General features: G+C 61.0%; 14 protein-coding genes, 2 rRNA genes and 1 riboswitch (1 of these 17 cut by a window edge). Of the genes, 9 read left to right on the top strand and 7 right to left on the bottom strand.

Features of this window, described 5'->3' with window-relative positions; all coding sequences use genetic code 11:
- From GN300_RS00760 to GN300_RS00750, 3 genes are all read left to right on the top strand, one after another.
- Positions 1-999, top strand: a 23S ribosomal RNA gene (locus GN300_RS00760) (it extends 2,137 nt beyond the left edge of the window).
- 153 nt (positions 1,000-1,152) lie between these two features.
- Positions 1,153-1,269, top strand: a 5S ribosomal RNA gene (rrf, locus tag GN300_RS00755).
- 533 nt (positions 1,270-1,802) lie between these two features.
- Positions 1,803-3,092 carry a plasmid pRiA4b ORF-3 family protein gene (locus GN300_RS00750; RefSeq protein ID WP_233405556.1) on the top strand — a complete coding sequence of 430 codons (1,290 nt, stop codon included), beginning with the start codon at positions 1,803-1,805 and terminating at the stop codon, positions 3,090-3,092.
- Positions 3,093-3,173: 81 nt separating this feature from the next.
- Here the strand turns inward: GN300_RS00750 and GN300_RS00745 are convergent, their stop codons facing one another.
- Positions 3,174-3,749, bottom strand: coding sequence for a TerD family protein (locus GN300_RS00745; protein ID WP_003940660.1), 576 nt, complete (start codon positions 3,747-3,749; stop codon positions 3,174-3,176).
- A gap of 113 nt (positions 3,750-3,862) precedes the next feature.
- Positions 3,863-7,045 carry a DEAD/DEAH box helicase gene (locus GN300_RS00740; RefSeq protein WP_063316929.1) on the bottom strand — a complete coding sequence of 1,061 codons (3,183 nt, stop codon included), beginning with the start codon at positions 7,043-7,045 and terminating at the stop codon, positions 3,863-3,865.
- A 112-nt stretch (positions 7,046-7,157) separates the two neighbouring features.
- On the opposite strand from GN300_RS00740, the gene GN300_RS00735 reads away from it, so the two are divergent.
- On the top strand, positions 7,158-8,285 hold the full coding sequence (locus tag GN300_RS00735) for an alpha/beta hydrolase family protein (protein ID WP_063316928.1): 1,128 nt from the start codon (positions 7,158-7,160) through the stop codon (positions 8,283-8,285).
- 52 nt (positions 8,286-8,337) lie between these two features.
- Here GN300_RS00735 and GN300_RS00730 read toward each other — a convergent pair whose 3' ends face one another.
- Both GN300_RS00730 and GN300_RS00725 read right to left on the bottom strand, forming a co-directional pair.
- Positions 8,338-8,697 (bottom strand): excalibur calcium-binding domain-containing protein, encoded by a 360-nt coding sequence (locus GN300_RS00730; RefSeq protein WP_003940648.1) that lies wholly within the window; start codon positions 8,695-8,697, stop codon positions 8,338-8,340.
- A 172-nt stretch (positions 8,698-8,869) separates the two neighbouring features.
- Positions 8,870-10,243: a dicarboxylate/amino acid:cation symporter gene (locus tag GN300_RS00725; protein WP_058037184.1), complete on the bottom strand. Its 1,374-nt coding sequence runs from the start codon at positions 10,241-10,243 to the stop codon at positions 8,870-8,872.
- A gap of 339 nt (positions 10,244-10,582) precedes the next feature.
- Here GN300_RS00725 and GN300_RS00720 point away from each other — a divergent pair, with 339 nt between their 5' ends.
- The 3 genes from GN300_RS00720 (at position 10,583) to GN300_RS00710 (ending at position 14,397) form a co-directional block, all read left to right on the top strand.
- The gene (locus tag GN300_RS00720; protein WP_003940661.1) at positions 10,583-11,488 is read left to right on the top strand and encodes a phosphodiesterase; all 906 of its coding nucleotides are present in this window, start codon (positions 10,583-10,585) and stop codon (positions 11,486-11,488) included.
- A gap of 78 nt (positions 11,489-11,566) precedes the next feature.
- Positions 11,567-11,680: riboswitch (SAM riboswitch) on the top strand.
- Positions 11,663-13,009 (top strand): LLM class flavin-dependent oxidoreductase, encoded by a 1,347-nt coding sequence (locus tag GN300_RS00715; protein ID WP_156511784.1) that lies wholly within the window; start codon positions 11,663-11,665, stop codon positions 13,007-13,009. Its footprint overlaps the riboswitch before it by 18 nt.
- Positions 13,010-13,029: 20 nt before the next feature.
- Positions 13,030-14,397 carry an NtaA/DmoA family FMN-dependent monooxygenase gene (locus GN300_RS00710; protein WP_063316927.1) on the top strand — a complete coding sequence of 456 codons (1,368 nt, stop codon included), beginning with the start codon at positions 13,030-13,032 and terminating at the stop codon, positions 14,395-14,397.
- A 51-nt stretch (positions 14,398-14,448) separates the two neighbouring features.
- On the opposite strand, the gene GN300_RS00705 is transcribed toward GN300_RS00710, so the two are convergent.
- On the bottom strand, positions 14,449-15,942 hold the full coding sequence (locus tag GN300_RS00705; RefSeq protein ID WP_020970156.1) for a stealth family protein: 1,494 nt from the start codon (positions 15,940-15,942) through the stop codon (positions 14,449-14,451).
- A 279-nt stretch (positions 15,943-16,221) separates the two neighbouring features.
- On the opposite strand from GN300_RS00705, the gene GN300_RS00700 reads away from it, so the two are divergent.
- Positions 16,222-16,455 (top strand): hypothetical protein, encoded by a 234-nt coding sequence (locus tag GN300_RS00700; protein WP_024488025.1) that lies wholly within the window; start codon positions 16,222-16,224, stop codon positions 16,453-16,455.
- Between the two features lie 3 nt (positions 16,456-16,458).
- Here GN300_RS00700 and GN300_RS00695 read toward each other — a convergent pair whose 3' ends face one another.
- Complete coding sequence (locus GN300_RS00695; RefSeq protein ID WP_233405555.1) at positions 16,459-17,007, bottom strand: nuclear transport factor 2 family protein; 549 nt, start codon at positions 17,005-17,007, stop codon at positions 16,459-16,461.
- 111 nt (positions 17,008-17,118) lie between these two features.
- Here GN300_RS00695 and GN300_RS00690 point away from each other — a divergent pair, with 111 nt between their 5' ends.
- The gene (locus GN300_RS00690) at positions 17,119-18,093 is read left to right on the top strand and encodes a TauD/TfdA family dioxygenase (RefSeq protein ID WP_003940665.1); all 975 of its coding nucleotides are present in this window, start codon (positions 17,119-17,121) and stop codon (positions 18,091-18,093) included.
- Here the strand turns inward: GN300_RS00690 and GN300_RS00685 are convergent, their stop codons facing one another.
- A complete protein-coding gene (locus GN300_RS00685) occupies positions 18,094-18,936 on the bottom strand; it encodes a hypothetical protein (protein WP_063316926.1) in 843 nt (280 codons plus the stop codon).
- Positions 18,937-18,957 lie beyond the last annotated feature (21 nt).

Here is an 18,957-nt window from a genome sequence, read left to right as displayed (position 1 = left end):
ACGGCGGTGGTAACTATAACCATCCTAAGGTAGCGAAATTCCTTGTCGGGTAAGTTCCGACCTGCACGAATGGCGTAACGACTTCTCAGCTGTCTCAACCGTAGACTCGGCGAAATTGCATTACGAGTAAAGATGCTCGTTACGCGCGGCAGGACGAAAAGACCCCGGGACCTTCACTACAGCTTGGTATTGGTGTTCGGTTCGGTTTGTGTAGGATAGGTGGGAGACTGTGAAGCGGTGACGCCAGTTATCGTGGAGTCGTTGTTGAAATACCACTCTGATCGAATTGGACCTCTAACCTCGGACCATGATCTGGTTCAGGGACAGTGCCTGGTGGGTAGTTTAACTGGGGCGGTTGCCTCCCAAAATGTAACGGAGGCGCCCAAAGGTTCCCTCAGCCTGGTTGGCAATCAGGTGTCGAGTGCAAGTGCACAAGGGAGCTTGACTGTGAGACTGACAGGTCGAGCAGGGACGAAAGTCGGGACTAGTGATCCGGCACCGGCAAGTGGAAGCGGTGTCGCTCAACGGATAAAAGGTACCCCGGGGATAACAGGCTGATCTTCCCCAAGAGTCCATATCGACGGGATGGTTTGGCACCTCGATGTCGGCTCGTCGCATCCTGGGGCTGGAGTAGGTCCCAAGGGTTGGGCTGTTCGCCCATTAAAGCGGCACGCGAGCTGGGTTTAGAACGTCGTGAGACAGTTCGGTCTCTATCCGCCGCGCGCGTTAGAAACTTGAGGAAGGCTGTCCCTAGTACGAGAGGACCGGGACGGACGAACCTCTGGTGTGCCAGTTGTTCCGCCAGGAGCACCGCTGGTTAGCTACGTTCGGAAGGGATAACCGCTGAAAGCATCTAAGCGGGAAGCCTGTTCCAAGATGAGGTTTCTCACCCCCTCGAGGGGGTAAGGCCCCCGGCAGACCACCGGGTTGATAGGCCAGAACTGGAAGTGCAGTAATGCATGCAGGTGACTGGTACTAATAGGCCGAGGACTTACCACAAAGAAGCTACGCGTCCACTGTGCGGTATCTGAAACAACACACAGATACTGATGAGAAACCCTGTTTTCTCCATCCCCCAACACCAGAAACTGGTGTTGACGGGTGGTGAAACCAGGTGATCAGAAGAAGGTTACTGTGACAGTTTCATAGAGTTACGGCGGTCATAGCGAAGGGGAAACGCCCGGTCCCATTCCGAACCCGGAAGCTAAGCCCTTCAGCGCCGATGGTACTGCACTCGACAGGGTGTGGGAGAGTAGGACACCGCCGAACACACATTAGAGAAGCCCCCCAACCAGTACTGGTTGGGGGGCTTTCTCGTACCCAAAACACCCCACCACCACCACCATCACCCGAAAGCACCGCCGCCGGCACCCCCGACTTCGAGTGAACGGTACGTTCATCGCCTCAGATCGACCGAACGTACCGTTCGCACCATCAGGGGCGGGCACGCCGCCGACTCACCACCCCATCCGGGATCGAGTGAACGACACGCTCACCCTCTTAGACGAGGGGAACGGTACGTTCACACCATCAGGGCAGGGATTGGGCGAGGAAGATGCCGTCGCCGATGCACGTAGCGACTTGTTAGCCAAGGTATAGATTGTGAACCGTCTCATAAGTCCGAAGTACTCTCCGATTTTGTGCCTTCGTCCCTAGCACTTTGGCCTAGGCTGAGTCTCATGGTGGGGTTGAGCAGCTCGAGGGTGTCGCATTTGCGACTCGTTCCGACGGAACCTGAAGAACTGCAAAGGTTTGTACAAGAAGCTGGCGGAGGGCGTGGGGGCATTCAGATTGCGCGATCGTTGCGTTCGAAGAGACGCGCGGTACCGGCGCAATACGCGATACGTATCAGTGTCGACAATGTTTCCACTCAGATCTGGCGACGAATCCTCGTCGCGTCGGATCTGAATCTGGATGACCTGCATTCGGTGGTTCAACGGGCAATGGGGTGGAGTGACCGTCAATCGCACGCGTGGTCCAAGTCCGGCAGCCGATTTCCCGGCGAGGTCGAAGAGTACGTAGCTTCCGGGAGCAACGCCGAGCAGCGTCGGGCCGGCCGAGCGGCGATCGTAGAGTCCGCGGTACGCCTGGACGAGGTCATGGTCTCGCCTGGCGATGAAATCAGTTATCGCTACGGACGCTTCGGGAACTGGCGCCACACGCTGACACTTGAATCTTCCGAAGTACTGCCCGAAGGGTTCCAAGTTGTGTGTGCCGCGGGTCGCGGTGCTTGTCCGCCGGAGGAATGTGTCGGACCTGACGAGTACGAGCAACTCCTCGGTGTTCTCGCTTCGGAGAAGCTGCGCTCCCATGAATGGACCCTCGAATGGCCACAAACTGATTTCGAGCCGACACGATTCGAGATCGCTGAGGTCAATAATCGACTGCATAGTCCTAGACCGGACGAGATCGCTGCGTCGTACGACATTGCAAAGCTCGTCGAATGCCTGGGACCCTCGCGAGTCCCGGAACTGCACGCGGTCCTCGCCCGAGCAGGCATTGACGATCAGTCGGCAATCGGGGAGTTGGTCCACGTCGAGGCGGGCCAACGCATTCAAGCGGTTCTGGCTCTGATCGGTGTCGAAGGGATCGGTGCCGATGATTTCTTCACGACGGTCGACGCGATGCTCGACGAACCTGAACTGGGACCTGTAAACCTTCCACAAGGGCGATCACTCTTCGCAGTGCTCAAGAAGTTCGGCCTGGTGCGAAAGCACAAAGGGCAGATTGTTCTGACGAAGCGGGGACAGTCGGCAGAGCGGGACGCGTCAATGACGTGGTCGGTGATCGTCGAGGGAGTTCCGGTTGCGCCCGGCGGCTCGCAGAGAGCGGTGGAACTCCTTGTCCTCCTTGCTGTAGCCGCCGGCATGTCGCCGGCGGATCGTCATCGTTTCGTCGCGGGAGCGCTGGAGCCGATTCGGTCGTCGAGCATCCTGATGGCTGGGGCTCAGACTCCCAGACGTGACACGTCAGGGAGCACCGTAGAGGTGCTCGGATTGATCGGCGCTACGGGGTACGAGCTGGGGAAGTTCGGCAGCAAAGCGGACTCGCCCTGGGCTGTTCACCTCGCGAGGGCGATCCTGCGGCGTTAACTCGCGCGTCGACGCAGACAACCGAAACGGGGTTCGATCCGGCAATGCCGAATCGAACCCCGTTTCGTGTACCGATAGAGATCAGATGTTCACGCCGTAGTCGCGGGCGATTCCGGCGAGTCCGGATGCGTATCCCTGTCCGACTGCACGGAACTTCCATTCGCCATTGTGGCGGTAGAGCTCACCGAAAAGCATGGCTGTCTCGGTGGATGCATCTTCGGAGAGGTCGTAGCGTGCCAGTTCGGAGCCGTTCGACAGATCTACGACGCGGATGTAGGCGTTGGTGACCTGTCCGAAGGACTGGAGTCGCGCATCGGCGTCGTGAATCGAGACGGGGAAGAAGATGTTGGTGACGTTGGGCGGTACAGCCGGGAGGTCGACGTTGATGACCTCGTCGTCGCCGTCACCTTCACCGGTGAGGTTGTCGCCGGTGTGCTCGATGGATCCGTCGGGCGAGCGAAGGTTGTTGTAGAAGACGAAGTGAAGGTCGGAAAGGACCTTGCGTTCCGGGCCGGTGACCAACGCGCTGGCGTCGAGGTCGAAGTCGGCACCACTGGTGCTGCGTGCATCCCAGCCGAGACCGACTGCGACCTTGGTCAGATTGGGTGCGGCCTTCGACAGAGATACGTTGCCGCCCTTGGCAAGTGTGACGCCCATTCAGGTTCCTCTCGTTCGAACGAAGTGGATTTCTTCGTTCGGGAGTTCTGTGTTGTCCGTTCGCGACTCACATTACCGTGAGCGGGTAGGTGCGGTTCGACCGAATAGGCACCTCACTCGAACAGCGCGCGAAGATCGTCGGCGTCGAGTCCGGTGCCCAGTGTGCCTTCGGCGTCCATGACATTCGAGAACAATGCCGACTTCTTGGCTTTGAGTGCCATGACCTTCTCTTCGATGGTGTCTTTGGCAATGAGGCGGTAGACCATGACGTTTCGTGTCTGCCCGATGCGGTGAGTACGGTCGACCGCTTGTGCCTCGGCGGCCGGGTTCCACCAGGGGTCGAGAATGAAGCAGTAGTCGGCCTCGGTGAGATTGAGGCCGAAGCCACCAGCCTTGAGGCTGATCAGGAAGACGGGGACTGCACCAGACTTGAACTCCTCCAACACTTCACCGCGATTGCGCGTCGAACCGTCGAGATAGCTGTACGTAATTTTTTCCGCGTCGAGTCGGTTGCGGACAGAACCGAGGAACCCGGTGAATTGGCTGAAGATCAACGCACGGTGTCCGCCCGCAATGACGTCGTCCAATTGCTCGACGAGAGCGTCGACCTTGGCCGATGGGACGGGTCCGCTTTCCTCGTCGACCAGCGAGACGTCGAGACTGAGTTGGCGTAGCAGCGTCAGCGATTGCAGGATCGTGAATCGGTTCTTGTCGACGTCGTCGAGCAGTCCGAGAATCTTCTGCCGTTCGCGTTGCAGGTGGGTGTCGTATATCGCGCGATGGCTCGGATGCAACTCGATCTCGAGTACCTGCTCCTGCTTGGGCGGCAAGTCTGCAGCCACCTGTTCCTTGGTGCGCCGCACCATCAGCGGTTTGACGCGTCGTCGCAGTTGCGCCAATCGTTCTGCATTACCGTCTTTTTCGATGGGAGTGCGGTAGACGTCGGTGAAGGTCGTGGGGCTGGGAAACAGTCCTGGTGCAGTGATTGCGAGGAGCGACCACAACTCCATGAGATTGTTTTCCATGGGTGTACCGGTGATCGCGAGTTTGAACGGTGCGTTCACCGCCCTCGCGCACTGGTGGACCTTGGACTTGTGGTTCTTGGCGAATTGGGCTTCGTCGAGCACCAGTCCGGACCAGCGGCCGGCGGAATACGCATCGGTGTCGAGGCGAAAGAGAGCGTACGACGTCACGACGATATCCGCCCCGTCGACGAGTGTTGCCAGGTCGGTTCTTCTGCGCCGCAGAGTATCCGTGATGACAGCGGTGTGGAGGGTCGGTGCGAACTTCGCCACTTCGGACTTCCAGTTGGAGACCACGCTGGTGGGAGCGACGATCAGAAAGGGAGGCGCGGCCGGATTCGATTGCCTTGCAGCGCAGATCATTGCGAGGGTCTGCAGGGTCTTGCCCAGGCCCATGTCGTCGGCGAGTATGCCGCCCAAGTTGTGCAGTCGGAGGAAATTGAGCCAACGGAATCCGTCGACCTGATAGGGACGTAGCGTTGCCGTCAACGTGTCCGGGACTTCGACGGGATCGATGCCCGAACTGCCGAGCAATCCTGCGATCTGCTTCTTCCAAGCTGCTGCTTGATGTTCGACCCTTCCGAGCGCCGTCAATTCTTCCCACAGTCCGGCCTGAAATTTGCTGATCCCGAGTTTGCCGGTAGGCCGATCGAGTAGCGACCGCGCTTCGGTGATGAGACGGTGCAGGCCGAGTAGTTCAGGTGCGTCGAGCCGAAAGAAGGCGCCGTCCGGTAGCAGTATGTGAGTCTCGCCCTTGCTCAGAGCAGAGAACAGTGTTGTGAACGGAACGCTTTGTCCCGCAACATCGACGGTGACATCGAGGTCGAACCAGTCGGATCCGCTGTCCCCGTCGGGGGCTTTTGTGCTGAGGCCGATCACGACAGCGTCGTCTGCAGGCCGGTAGTCGGCGGGGGTTCCTGCAACCGTGAGGTCGATGGCGTCGTGCGCTTCGAGTTGGGGCAGGAGGTCGAGTGTGAACTGCATGGAATCGAGGCCGGTCAAAGTTCCCGCGAGAGTGGCCTTCGCCGCGGCCGCACCGAGGCTCTTGGCAATGGCATCTTCGGCAACGTGGTTGCGGATCTCGGACTCGTCGGTGGTTGTGTCTGCGGTAGAAATGATCAGTTCGTCGGCATCGACGGTGTACTTCCATGCCGATTCGATGTCGATGCGGTGGTTGTCCGCGTAAGTGGCCATCAGTTGTAGCCGAGGACCGGACACAGTCGGTGGGTTGTAAGCACCGTCGGAAGATATGACGGGAGCGAGGTTTCCGAGTTTGAACACGAACCGCGACGTGAATGCATCCCGATGCTCGGCGGGTATGTCGACCGATTTTCCGGAGTCGATCAACTGCCTCAATTGGTGAGTTATCGGCGTGTGCAGTGGTGCGAGAGTGATCGCGTTGGCGGCGTCGAGCGCGAAGACGCCATGTGCCGGCGTGCCGACCAGTCCCCAGTCGGAATGAGTCACGATGTGCCCATCGGTCTGAATTCGGGGAGTGAGACGGAGGTTGTTGTCTTCCGCTCCGTGGACGTCGAGGCAGATGTTGGCGTCGTAGAGTAGGGAGATGTTGCCGAGGCCGGCTTTCGAGTGAACGAGTGAAACTCCGACGCTGATGGCCTCACGAAGAAGCGACCAGAGTTGCGGGCTCGCGAACCCGGCAAGATCGATTTCCGCGGCATTTTGATTTCGGTAGTAGTTGCCGGCGCTGTGGAGGAGATCTATGTCGCGTAGAACCCGGAGGTGATCTGCGGGGAACTGAAAAGTGCTTCCGAGTTTGTTCCAGGCGAGCCCGCCGGAGATCCACCCTCTCGCTCCTGGTTGTACGGGTTTGATGATGAGCCTTGTCGATGCGCCCTTGGTTCGGGTGGTGAATTGAATGCCAAGTCCACGTGTAGTGCGGCCGGCCAGGTCTGGTCGGAGCAACTCCTCGAGCGAGCTGTCCCATTCGAGGTGTTGTGGAGTCTTGTTCGCCTCGGCAACCGCTGCGAGCACCAACGCGACTACGTGCTTGCAGTTCATCCGCACGGGACACGTGCAGAGGCCACGCGTGAACGTTGCTGTACCGGCCGCGCCGCGACTTACCGAAATCGTGCAGGTGTACGGCTCTCGCGCAGTTCCCGATACAGCGCCGGTCAAGATGTCAGCGGTGTCGTTCCATCCGATGGATTCGACTGCATTCTCCCGCAGGTAGACAAGTCCGCGGTCGTAGGTGGTTGTGCCCACGACAGCGCGAATTCGGTCGAGGTCGAGGGCCCTGACTGAATCCGGTTGCACGGGGGCCAGCCTAGTAGCGGCGACCGACAGATCTTGTCGTGGTCGTTTGTCCAAGAAAGTCCGAACTGCACGGTATGTTCACGGAAACATCTTTGACTGGTTTGGGAGTTTCATGAGGACTGAGCGGCGTGCGTGGATTCGATCTGCGCGCACAGGTGCGGTGTGTTTGGCCGTCTGTGCACTTTCTTTGCAATTGGGCGGACTGTCGACGGCAGCGCCGAGTTCCGGAAGCTCGGGTAGTTCGGGAAGCTCGGGAAGTCTGGGCAGCGTCGAGGGAAGCGTGAGCTCGGGGTCGACGATCCCGGGACCACTTCAGGAGGATCCGGGCCCCAAACCGGACCTGCGCGACGACATCGTCGTCCCGGCCATCGTCGGCGAGAAGGTGACCGCACCACAAGCGATCAGGCTGACGGTGGCGTCGCTCGCACTTCGACGCGAGGTCGGCGTCGAGATTTTGCTACCCGCTGACAATTCGGTTCCGCGCCCAGCGCTGTACATGCTCGAGGGTGTCGACGCCGGAGAGAAAAGCAGCGGATGGATGACGATCGGCGGCGCCCCGGCGTTCTTCGCCGACAAGAACGTCAACGTCGTGATGCTCAATGGCGGAATCGCGAGCCTGTACTCGGACTGGGAGAATCCGGATCCGCGGCTGGGACTGCACAAGTGGGAAACCTTCATCACCGAGGAGTTGCCACCGCTGATCGACGCGCGACTCGAGACCAACGGAATCAACGCGATTGCCGGCAATTCCATGGGCGCGATGGGTGCAATGATGCTCGCCCAACGCTTTCCGGACATGTATCGCGGCGTTGCCGTGTTCAGCGGCTGTTATTCCACGATGGATCCGCTCGGCCGAACTGCCGTCCAGGCCACGATTTCTTCTCGAAGCGGAGATCCGGCCAACATCTGGGGTGTGCCAGGGGGCCCGGAGTGGGAGGCACACGATTCGTTGACCAACGCAGAGAAGTTGCGTGGCAAGGAAATCTACGTGTCGACGGCAAACGGTCGTCCCGGATCTGACGAGACGCTGCAGACTCCTGAACTGCTCGAGCGTCTGGTGATCGGCGGCGGCATCGAGGTTGCCGCCCACGCCTGCACCAAGATGTTCGACGCTCGGTTGCAGGAGCTGAAGATTCCGGCGCAGGTGGATTACGAGCCGAACGGCACGCACGCGTGGGCGTATTGGCGTGAACGACTGCCGAAGGCGTGGCCGACTCTGTCCCGGGCATTGGGCGTCTGACGGTTCGACAACAGTGCTCGGGTTGTGGATGCACCACAACCCGAGCGTTGGATCACTCGCAGGCGATGCCGTCGTTGTCGCGGTCGAGATGCGGGGCGTATCCGTTCTGGCCCCGGTACAACGGAGCTGCGCCGGCATTACGAACGGCTGTGCAGTTCTGGTAGTACCGCGCTGGTGCGGGAGTGTTCTGCGGCGCCGGCTGGTTCTGGGGCGCTTGCGGAGCGGGCGGCGCCGGCGGTGCGAAGACCGGGGGAAGGAACGGCTGGACTGCGTCGGCAGAGCCAGTCGGAATCATGCGTGCGATCTCGATCGGTAGGAAATCGAAAACCGTGGATGCCTGAGCGGCGGGCGCGGCAACCAGAGTGATTGCGGCGCAACCTGCGACGCTGAATGCCAGACGGCGGAGCTTCATGTGACCTCGTGTTCAACTGGGCAGCCCTTCCACTTCGGAGGGCTGTGCCGGCTGAGCATACTGGTCATAACGACCAAATGGTTTATTTCGGTAAGGGTGAAATCTGGGGTGAAAAGCAGCGTCCCCGCACCGTATTGCTCAGGTGCGAGGACGCTGCTGTAGTCATCGAGGGTTACGCGTCGACAAGTTCCTCGGCGAAGGGGTCACCGTTGCGGGGAGCGTCGAAGCGCACCTTGTCGAGGATTCCCTCACGCTTTGCGACGATGACCGGGACCAGTGCCTGGCCGGTGACGTTGACTGCGGTACGGCCCATGTCGACGATCGGTTCGACTGCGAGGAGCAGTCCGACGCCGGCCAGGGGAAGACCAAGGGTGGAGAGTGTGAGTGTGAGCATGACTGTCGCACCGGTGGTTCCGGCCGTTGCCGCTGAGCCGATGACCGAGACGACGACGATCAACAGGTAGTCGGTGAAGGTCAGCGGAACGTCGTAGAAGCCTGCGACGAAAATCGCCGCGATCGCGGGATAGATTGCGGCGCAACCGTCCATCTTCGTGGTGGCACCGAGCGGAACGGCGAACGAGGCGTACTCACGCGGAACGCCGAGGTTGCGTTCGGTGACGCGTTCGGTCAACGGCAGGGTGCCGATCGACGAGCGCGAGACGAATCCGAGCTGAGTTGCGGGCCAGACGCCGGAGAAGAAGCTTCGAACCGAGAGGCCGTGTGCGGCAATCAGGATGGGGTAGACCACGAAGAACACGATCGCCAGACCGATGTAGATGGCGGCGGTGAAGACGCCCAGCGACCCGATCGCATCCCATCCGTAGGTGGCGACAGCGTTGGCGATCAGCGCAGCGGTGCCGATCGGGGCAAGGCGGATGATCCACCACAGGACCTTCTGGACGATCGCGAGCAGCGAAGCGTTGAACTCGAGGAACGGCGCAGCCTTGGGACCGATCTTGAGTGCAGCAATACCGATTGCACCGGCGATGACGAGCAGCTGCAGGACGTTGAAGCTCAGCGATGTAGTCGCCACGCCTTCGGCGACGGAAGTCTTTGCACCCAACCCGAGGAAGTTGTTCGGAACCAGTCCGGTGATGAACGCCCACCACGAACCGGAACTCTTGGGTTCCTTCGCGGCTTCGGCGGCGACGTCGGTCCGTGAACCGGGATCGGTGATCAGGCCGACGATGATGCCGATGATCACAGCGATGAAAGCGGTGATCGCGAACCAGAGCAAGGTCTGCACGGCCAGGCGAGCTGCATTGGCGACCTGGCGCAGGTTGGCGATGGAGCTGACAATGGCGGTGAACACCAGCGGGATCACCGCAACGGTGAGCAGCTTGACGTAACTCGAACCGATGGTCTGTACGGTGCCGACCAACCAGTTGACGTTGCCGTCGGCCGCATCAGGCATTGCCCGGGCGACGAGACCGATGATGACACCGAGTACGAGACCGGCGACGATCTGCGGTCCGAATGCCGTCGCCCAGGACGGAAAACGGGACGTGGACTTTTCCGGCACGCCGGTGGAGGTGGAGCTGGGCATGACTATGCCTTTCGAAAATCAAGGGAGCGAAACGCAGCGCGGCACCAGAGGCCGGGCAGATTCGAAGAAATGTTTCCTGGTACGCGTCAGGTCAGAGCGAGCGCGTACACATTGCGCTCGCCTGCAGGCGAAGGTCGACGTAACGCCGACTGGTCAGGAACAACACTGTCCACACACTACTCGCAGCTTCAACTACTCGATCCCGAGGGTCGCCGCGGGAGTTCGCTTCGTGTTCGTCGGGCGTGCCCCGATCAGTCACTGTTGGTCGGTTGACTAGTCTCGACGATCAGTAGGTGCCGCACCGGCGCCTACGCGTCGGCAAGCGGAAGCGAGAGACCGATGAGCGTTCGGAATGCCGAGTACCCGCGTCCGAAGCATTTCCTGGTGCACCTCAGTGACACGCATCTGGTGGCTCAGGGGGAGTTGTACGACGCCGTGGATGCGTCGACGAGATTGCGGGAAGTGCTCAGCGGGATCGTGGCCTCGGGCGCACGCCCGGATGCACTGATATTCACCGGCGACCTGACCGACCAGGGACACCCCGACGCATACGCGGAATTGAAAGCCATCGTGGAACCCGTGGCGGCCGAGATCGATGCGCAGGTCGTCTGGGCGATGGGCAACCACGACGACCGCCCTACGTTCAGATCTCTGCTGTTGGGCGAGGACGCCACCGAACATCCCGTCGACAACGTCTACGATCTTGACGGACTGCGGGTGATCACCCTGGATTCGTCGGTTCCCGGTCACCACTACGGTGAGATCTCGGATCGTCAATTGGATTGGCTACGCGCAGAATTGGCAGTGCCGGCGCCCGACGGAACAATTCTGGCGCTGCATCATCCGCCGGTTCCGTGCATTCAGGATCTCGCGGTTCTGGTGGAGTTGCGCGATCAGTCCCGGTTGGCGGACGTCTTGCGTGGCAGCGACGTCCGGGCGATTCTTGCTGGGCATCTGCACTATTCGACGACGGCGACGTTCGCCGGCATTCCGGTTTCCGTGGCGTCGTCGACGTGTTACACCCAGGACTTGAACGTGGAAGTCGGTGGTCAGCGTGGTCGTGACGGTGCTCAGGGGTGCAATCTGGTGCACGTGTACGACGAGACAATTGTTCATTCGGTCGTTCCACTCGGTGCGCACGTGACGGTCGGTGAGCCCGTCGATGCGGCCGAGGGTGCCCGGAGACTCAGTGCTGCCGGCATTCGAATCCTCGAGAGCGAAAAGGCGGCACGCTCGATCATCTGAGGTGGCAGGCGGTTTCCGGCACCCACGCGCAGTTCCGGGTGATTGCCGGGCGGTCGCGTACTCACTACCGTCGAGGTAGGTGCAGAGCTCCAGCAACAAGGACCGGCTAGCTGGACGGCAACCCTTCATGCCGATGGGGTGCCCCGGAATCACACCTGGCGATACGCGCGGTGCGTGTCGCAAGCGGCAGTCGCCACGAGAACCGTCAGTCGGGTGCTGACGGTTTCTGCGGTCGGCACTGTGCGCTCCCGAGTAGTTCTCGAACAGGAGTATGCGCCGATGACCTCGACCCCTTCTTCTCATCTTGCTCCGTTGCATCTCGCCGTAGCGCTGGACGGTACCGGTTGGCACCCAGCGGCCTGGCGAGAGCCGCACTCGCGCCCGAGTGAGCTGTTCAGCGCGTCGTATTGGACTGACGTGGTGACGATCGCCGAGCGTGGTCTGCTCGATTTCGTCACCATCGAGGACAGTCTCTCGGTGCCGGCCAACCCACTCGAGCCTGTCGACGACGCGGTTGACCGGGTGCGCGCTCGGCTCGACGCACATCTCGTGGCCGCCCGACTGGCACCGATCACGAGCAACATCGGCTTGATCCCGACCATCACCACCATTCACACCGAGCCGTTTCACGTGTCCAAAGCCGTTGCCACGCTGGACTACACCTCGCGCGGTCGCGCCGGATGGCAGGTGAAGGTTTCGGCGTCGGAATCCGAGGCAGCACAGTTCGGGCGCCGCGACATCCCAGCGCTCACCGATGCCGACCGTCAGTCGATCGTTTCAGGCATCCTCCCGGACTTCGTGCGCGCGCTGTTCGACGAAGCTGCGGAGGCAGCCGACGTCGTCCGGAGACTCTGGGACAGTTGGGAGGACGACGCCGAGATCCGTGATGTGGAGCAGCGCCGATTCATCGACCGGGACAAGCTGCACTACATCGACTTCGAGGGAAAGTACCTCTCGGTCCGTGGACCGTCGGTGACTCCGCGCCCGCCGCAGGGGCATCCCGTCGTCACCGCATTGGCTCATCAGCGGGTCGCGTACGAGCTGGCGGCGCGGACGGCCGATCTGGTGTTCGTGACGCCGTTCGACGACGAGCAGGTCACGGCAATCCTGGGTGAAGTGCGAGCAGCCGAAGAACACGTGCAGCGCACCGGCGAACCGCTTCGGGTCTTCACCGACATCGTCGTATTCTTCGATGCTCCGGAAGAAACCGGAAAGGAACGGCTCGCTCGCCTCGACGCGCAGGCCGGCGCCGAATACCGTTCGGACGCGCTGACCTTCACCGGCACCGCGGCTGAGTTGGCAGATCTTCTGCTCCGGTGGCAGCAGTTGGGAATCGACGGCTTCCGGTTGCGGCCGGGCGTCGTCGTGGACGACCTCGACGCGATCGCAGGTGAGCTGGTGCCTGAATTGCAGCGACGCAGCGTATTCCGCACCGAGTATCCGCAGACGAATCTTCGCGGACTGCTTGGCCTACCCATCGACGTTCCCAACCGCTACGCCGCCGGTACTCCGGCCGCCTGACAGACGAGGAATACATTTTCATGAGTTCTCAGAAGCGTAAGCAGGTCATCCTGGGTGCCTACCTCGGCGGCGTCAACCACCACACTGCATGGTGGGATCCGCAGGCGGGCAGCCAGATCGAGTTCGATTCCTTCGAACACACCGCTCGAACCGCCGAGCGTGGGAAGTTCGACTTCTTCTTCCTCGCCGAAGGCCTCGCCCTTCGTGAGCGTGCGGGACAGATTTTCGATCAGGACATCATCGGTAGGCCGGACACCTTCACCGTGCTCGCATCGTTGGCAGCAGTGACCGAACACCTCGGTTTGGCAGGCACCATCAACGCCACGTTTAACGAGCCTTACGAGCTGGCAAGACAATTTGCGACGCTCGATCAGTTGTCCGGAGGACGTGCCGCCTGGAACGTCGTCACCTCGTTCGACGCATTCACCGGCCAGAACTTTCGTCGCGGCGGATACCTGGATCGTGCGCAACGATACGAGCGTGCGGAGGAGACCGTAGCGCTGGTGCGTCAACTCTGGGATTCGTGGCGCAATGACGACATCGTGGCCGACAAGGCATCAGGGCGCTTTCTCGCGCGACCGGATTCCGGTGAATTTGCTTTCCATGGATCACATTTCGACGTGAACGGCCGATTCACGGTGCCGCGCAGTCCGCAAGGGCGCCCGGTTATTCTGCAGGCCGGGGTGTCGCCGCAGGGGCGCGATTTTGCTGCTGGCAATGCCGACGCGATCTTCTCACCGTACGGTCAGTTGCCCGAGGCGGCCGATTTCTATCGCGATATCAAAGCACGTGCCGTCGCGGCCGGACGTGACCCGGGTGACATCAAGATCCTGCCGTCGGCGAGTTTTGTTCTCGGCACCTCGGAGGCAGATGCGATCGAGAAATACCGAGAGATTCGCGACCAGCAGGTCACCGGCCAGACCGCTTTGGTTCTGCTCGAACAGATCTGGAATCTCGATCTGTCGAAGTACGACCCCGAAGGACCACTACCCGACATCGCTCCGGACCCCGAAGCTCCGCCGATCATCCAGGGGCGCGCCTTCATTCACCAGGATCGTTTCGCGACCGTGGCAAAACTGCGCACGGTCGCCGAGAGCAAGAAGTTGAATCTGCGCGAAGTGGTGATCGATCAGTTCGAGCGTGGACCGATCGTGGGTACACCGCAGCAGGTTGCCGAGAAAATAGATTCGTTTGTCAGCAACGACGGTTCGGACGGATTCATCCTCGGGTCGCACCTCGTGCCGACCGGCCTCGACGAGTTCGTCGACGACGTGGTGCCGCTGTTGCAGGATCGAGGTGTCCTCCGCAGTGACTACGAAGGAACGACGTTGCGTGACAATCTCGGACTGCCCATTCCGGTGCAACGGGAGCATGTGACAGCACGCTGATCGACCGAAGTAGCAAGGGCCCAGCCGAAATCGGCTGGGCCCTTGTTTCGTCTAGGCTTCCCAGGGCGCCGGGATGGGGTAGTAGCTCTCCAGGAACTCCGTGATCTTGCGTGTGCGAAGTTCCAGATCGATCTCCGGAGCGCTGCCGTCGTTGAGGCAGAAGAAGTCCATGGAGCGCTTGGCGAGCAGTGAGTCCATGTCGCGCAAACCGGCCTTGACCGTCGTATCGACGTATTTGACGGCGGCGGACTTCTGCACCACCGACCGTCCACTCATGAGCGTGTAGTAGTGGTACAGCGAATTGGTCACCGAGATATTGGAACTCGCGCGGAAGGTGCTTGCTGCAGTGGCCGCGAAGTCTTCGGCGAACTCGCGTTCCATCTCGGCCATCACGCTCTTGCGTAGTGGCGTCGCTGCGTGCTCCAGATGTCTGGTGGTCATCAGACCGAAGCGGTCCTGTAGCAGACGGCGGTTGACGCGAGCCGCATTCTCGAACCCGCTGCGGTCGTTGTCGTTGTGTCCCAATCCGATTCTGGTGTCGGCCTCGATGAACATGCTGATCCCACCGGGGGAGAAGAACATGTCAGGGCCGACGGGGCGACCGAAGAACATGTCGTCATTGGAGTAGAGGAAATGCTCTGCCAGACCCGGAATATGGTGCAGCTGGCACTCGACAGCTTGAGAATTGTGGGTGGGCAACACACTTGGATCGGCGAAGAACTTTTCGCTGGGCATGAACGTGACTCGCGGATCGTCCGCAAGCCAGTCTGGACGATCGGAATCGGTTGCGACGAAGATCCGTCGGATCCACGGCGCGTACATGTGGATGGACCGTAGCGCGTACTTGAGCTCGTCGATCTGACGGAAACGCGCCTCTGATTCGTCCCCCTCGCCGACGATGTAGTTCTGCATCCGCTTGGCGCGCTGAGCCTGAAACTCTTTGGAAGAGCCGTCGACCCAGGAAAAGACAAGATCGATATCGAAGCTGATATCGGAGGCATGATCGGCGAACATGTTCTCGATGGTCGGCCAGATCCGGCCGAATCGCTCGACGGTTCCTCGGACCGCTTCTTCGGGGAGGACGGTTCGTCGTGTCAGTGAGTTCTCGACGGGTAGGACGATTTCTTCGTCGGAAATCGACCACAATTCGATTTGAACGCCGATGTTCGCGCCGTAGTTCATACCGCTTGCGACGTGAACCCTCGGACGGAACAAGCGGAAGATCCGTGACTTGTTGGTTTTCGACAGGGCACCGTCCGCGACAAGAAGCGCTGGACTCTTCTTCGCGTCGACGGTTTTGGAATAGAAGGGTGCGTTGGCGCATCCCTCGACAAGTGCCTGCCGCAGGTTCTTGCGTTCCGTCCAGCTGACCGCGATGACCGGGCGCTCGTCGTTTCCGCGGACGAGTAGATACTCGATTCCTGCGGCGTCGAGGATGTCGCGGATGAAGAGGAGATCTTCGACCATCGCTTCGAGCGGCGTGGTGGTCGTGATCGCGAGGGCAAAACGATTCTTGAATCGGACGGTCTCGGGTAGCTCGCCCATCCGTGCGCGTGACGCGGCCGACGCCGGCTCCACAGGATTGGGGCTGTCCTGCTCCGGGGGTACGAAGTAGATGTCGTGCGGAGCGGGAGATTCTGTAATGGGATGCCTTCCGATTCTGATCCAGCTGTGTATCTGTCGCCCCGACGCTGCGAGAGCGTGGTGGCGACGAGCTCAGTCTATGCCGTCGGCGCCGAAAGTCGGACATGAGTGACGGCGATGGGTAGGGCGGGGCGAGTCGGGTACCCCGAGGACCGAAGCGAGAGTGAAGGAGGAGAACCGATGCGTGTGAAAGCGATGGTCGGAACAGGCGCGATGGCTGTTGCGCTGGCCGCCGGCCCAGTTGCCACAGCTTCTGCTGAAGGCGCCGAGACGGCGGGGTCGGAGGGTTCACCAGAGATGCTGACCTGCGAGGTGGTCTTCGATGCACTGGAAGACATGAGCCCGGAATGGACGGAAGAGGGGATCGATCAGGTCGAAGACTGGTGTGAGGCGATCACCGGCGAAGAAGACTGAGCGTCAGCCGCGCGAAATCACCCGTCGCGACAGTCGCCACCGCCCATCTTCGAGTTCGAACTCGTCCGCGTAGCTCCCGACGCCGCTGAGCTTGGGGGTTGTGGTCGTGTCGACGTAGAACGTCCACACCGCATCCGCGCGGGCTGTCGTTTCCGAGGTCACGTCCACGGCGATCGCGGTGGTGATGTGACGCGTGAACGTGCCAGGCCCTTGAATTCCGGCCGCCCTGCGCTCGACTACTCCAGCAGCAATTTCTTCGCGGCCGCGTCGTACCTGTGCGGGGATACCGCGATCGGGGTTGGCCGGCATGTTCCATTCGGCCTCGCGGGTGAACTGCTCCACGTAATCCTCGACCGAGCCGGTATCGGCAAGATGCGCGATGCGAGCGAGCGTTGAACGAATCTGTTCGGCAGGGCCCTCGGGTTGCATGCTGTCCTCCGTAGACGTGGGTGCGGCAGATCGCAGGCTACAGCTCATGACGACAACGACGACGGCCTCGTCCCAGTGAGCGGCAATATTCTCCGGCGAGGGAGCGGCGAACTTTGAGATCACCTCGAGTTCAACCGTATTCGAGCCCGCAGCGTAAATGATTGAGTGTTCACAGTAGGCAGCGCCATGACGACTGCCGCGCCCGTAGGCTTGACCGACTCACAGGAGATCGCCATGTCCGTCACCGAACTCGAACGTGTCACCCAGACCCCGGAGCAGATCTACGCTGCCGGCGGAATCACTGTCCACAAGGTCGGTGAGCTGATCGGCGCCCGCATCGACGGCGTACACCTCTCGGGGGATCTGTCCGAAGAGACCGCCTACGCGATCAACTATGCGCTGGCAGCGCACAAGGTTGTGTTCTTCCGTGGGCAGCATCATCTCGACGACACGTCGCAGTACGAATTCGCCGGAACCCTCGGCACCCAGACCACCCCGCATCCGACGGTGAAGTCCAGGGGCGACAAGCTGTTGGTGCTCGACCGAGCCGCCAACAGTTGGCACACGGACGTGACGTTTGTCGACCGCATCCCGAAAGCCTCGATTCTGCGAGCGACGACCATTCCCGAGTACGGCGGAGCGACCACGTGGGCGTCGACCACCGCCGCGTACGACCAACTGCCGTCTTCACTCAAGGTCTTGGTCGAGAATTTGCGGGCCGTTCACACCAATGCCTACGACTATGCCGAGGTTGTCGATCAGGCGAACCCGGTAGACGCGCAGCGCCAGGCCTACTACGCCGAATTCACCCGTGAGATCTACGAGACCGAACACCCGGTGGTGCGTATCCATCCGGCGACGGGGGAGAAGACCCTCCTGCTCGGTCACTTCTTCAAGGAGTTCGTCGGGCTCAAGCCGTCGGAGTCGGTCGCTCTTTACCAGATCCTGCAGGCACGAATCATCAAGTTGGAAAACACTGTTCGATGGAACTGGTCGGCCGGCGACCTGGCGATCTGGGACAACCAGGCGACTCAGCATTACGGTATCGCCGACTACGGGACTCAGGCGCGCAGTGTGCACCGAGTGACATTGGCCGGCGACGTCCCCGTCGACGTCCACGGCGAGCAGAGTCGAATCCTCCAGGGTGACGCCGCGGAGTATTCGATCATCGCGGACATCGATCGGCTTCCCGGCTTCGCCGCGAACTGATCAGTCGTGCTGCGGGTGATCCGGCGGGAACATCTGTCCCCATGAGTGACTGCACGCTCGGCACGTCCATTCCGGGGTGTCCGGTCCCACGACGCAGCCAGTTACGGCGAGCCACGGTAGGTGATCGAACGGATGGACCGGCATCCCCGGGGCACACTGAGCGGTTCTGTGTGCACCGCAGTGTGGGCACGGTGGATTTTTCGCCAGCATGTAGTCGATGAAGTTGGTGTGCCCAGACGTGGCCATCCTTCCGGTGCACTTGCGGCACAGGACGGCTGGGTAGTCGTCACCAGGTTCAGCCTGCCTGAAGATCCGTGATGCGGAATGAAAGTGAAGGCGATCGCTGCTGTTGAACTTTCGCAACGGCATCGGTGAGCTGCAACCTGTGCAGTTGCCCCGCTCGTTCATCAACGTTCGGGCGTGGGCAGCTGTGGACGTCGGATCCAGCGTGTCGATGTCGCCGAAGTAGTGCGCATAGTGTGACTGGCCGGCCGTGAGAATCCGGTCGGCCAGTGCGTCGTCGACCGGCCCAGGATCCGTGGGAAACGTGATGGACCATCGTTGTTCGAGTTCTGGAACGGTGGGCAAACCGTGGAGTTCGTACGGGCGTTCATCGACTTCCATCGGCGACGTGCCGTCGAAGGGCGCAGCCACGGTCTCGATGCAGAGCAGCGTGCGAGGAGTGGTGTCGAGAACCGTGACCAGCAGGTCACCGATGGCCATCTTTCCGTGCATGATCCAGGGATCGACACGGGCTCGGGGTTCGAGAAACGCGACCACGGCATCGATCCATGGCGTGCCGAGTGCGATGAATACGTGCTGACCGGAGCTCCGCGTGATCATCGGACGATTCTCGCAAGGGCT

The organism is Rhodococcus sp. Ni2 (assembly GCF_021352185.1).
GTDB lineage: Bacteria > Actinomycetota > Actinomycetes > Mycobacteriales > Mycobacteriaceae > Rhodococcus_F > Rhodococcus_F qingshengii.
Note: the sequence above shows the minus strand (reverse complement) of the source record. Positions and strands in the feature narration are given on the sequence as shown.

Bases quoted from the DNA above. Each gene is read 5' to 3' on its own strand.
- GN300_RS00745 (WP_003940660.1), bottom strand. From the start codon at position 3,749: ATGGGCGTCACACTTGCCAAGGGCGGCAACGTATCTCTGTCGAAGGCC.
- GN300_RS00690 (WP_003940665.1), top strand. From the start codon at position 17,119: ATGTCCGTCACCGAACTCGAACGTGTCACCCAGACCCCGGAGCAGATC.
- GN300_RS00700 (WP_024488025.1), top strand. From the start codon at position 16,222: ATGCGTGTGAAAGCGATGGTCGGAACAGGCGCGATGGCTGTTGCGCTG.
- GN300_RS00720 (WP_003940661.1), top strand. From the start codon at position 10,583: ATGAGCGTTCGGAATGCCGAGTACCCGCGTCCGAAGCATTTCCTGGTG.
- GN300_RS00685 (WP_063316926.1), bottom strand. From the start codon at position 18,936: ATGATCACGCGGAGCTCCGGTCAGCACGTATTCATCGCACTCGGCACG.
- GN300_RS00705 (WP_020970156.1), bottom strand. From the start codon at position 15,942: ATGGGCGAGCTACCCGAGACCGTCCGATTCAAGAATCGTTTTGCCCTC.
- GN300_RS00735 (WP_063316928.1), top strand. From the start codon at position 7,158: ATGAGGACTGAGCGGCGTGCGTGGATTCGATCTGCGCGCACAGGTGCG.
- GN300_RS00725 (WP_058037184.1), bottom strand. From the start codon at position 10,243: ATGCCCAGCTCCACCTCCACCGGCGTGCCGGAAAAGTCCACGTCCCGT.
- GN300_RS00710 (WP_063316927.1), top strand. From the start codon at position 13,030: ATGAGTTCTCAGAAGCGTAAGCAGGTCATCCTGGGTGCCTACCTCGGC.
- GN300_RS00730 (WP_003940648.1), bottom strand. From the start codon at position 8,697: ATGAAGCTCCGCCGTCTGGCATTCAGCGTCGCAGGTTGCGCCGCAATC.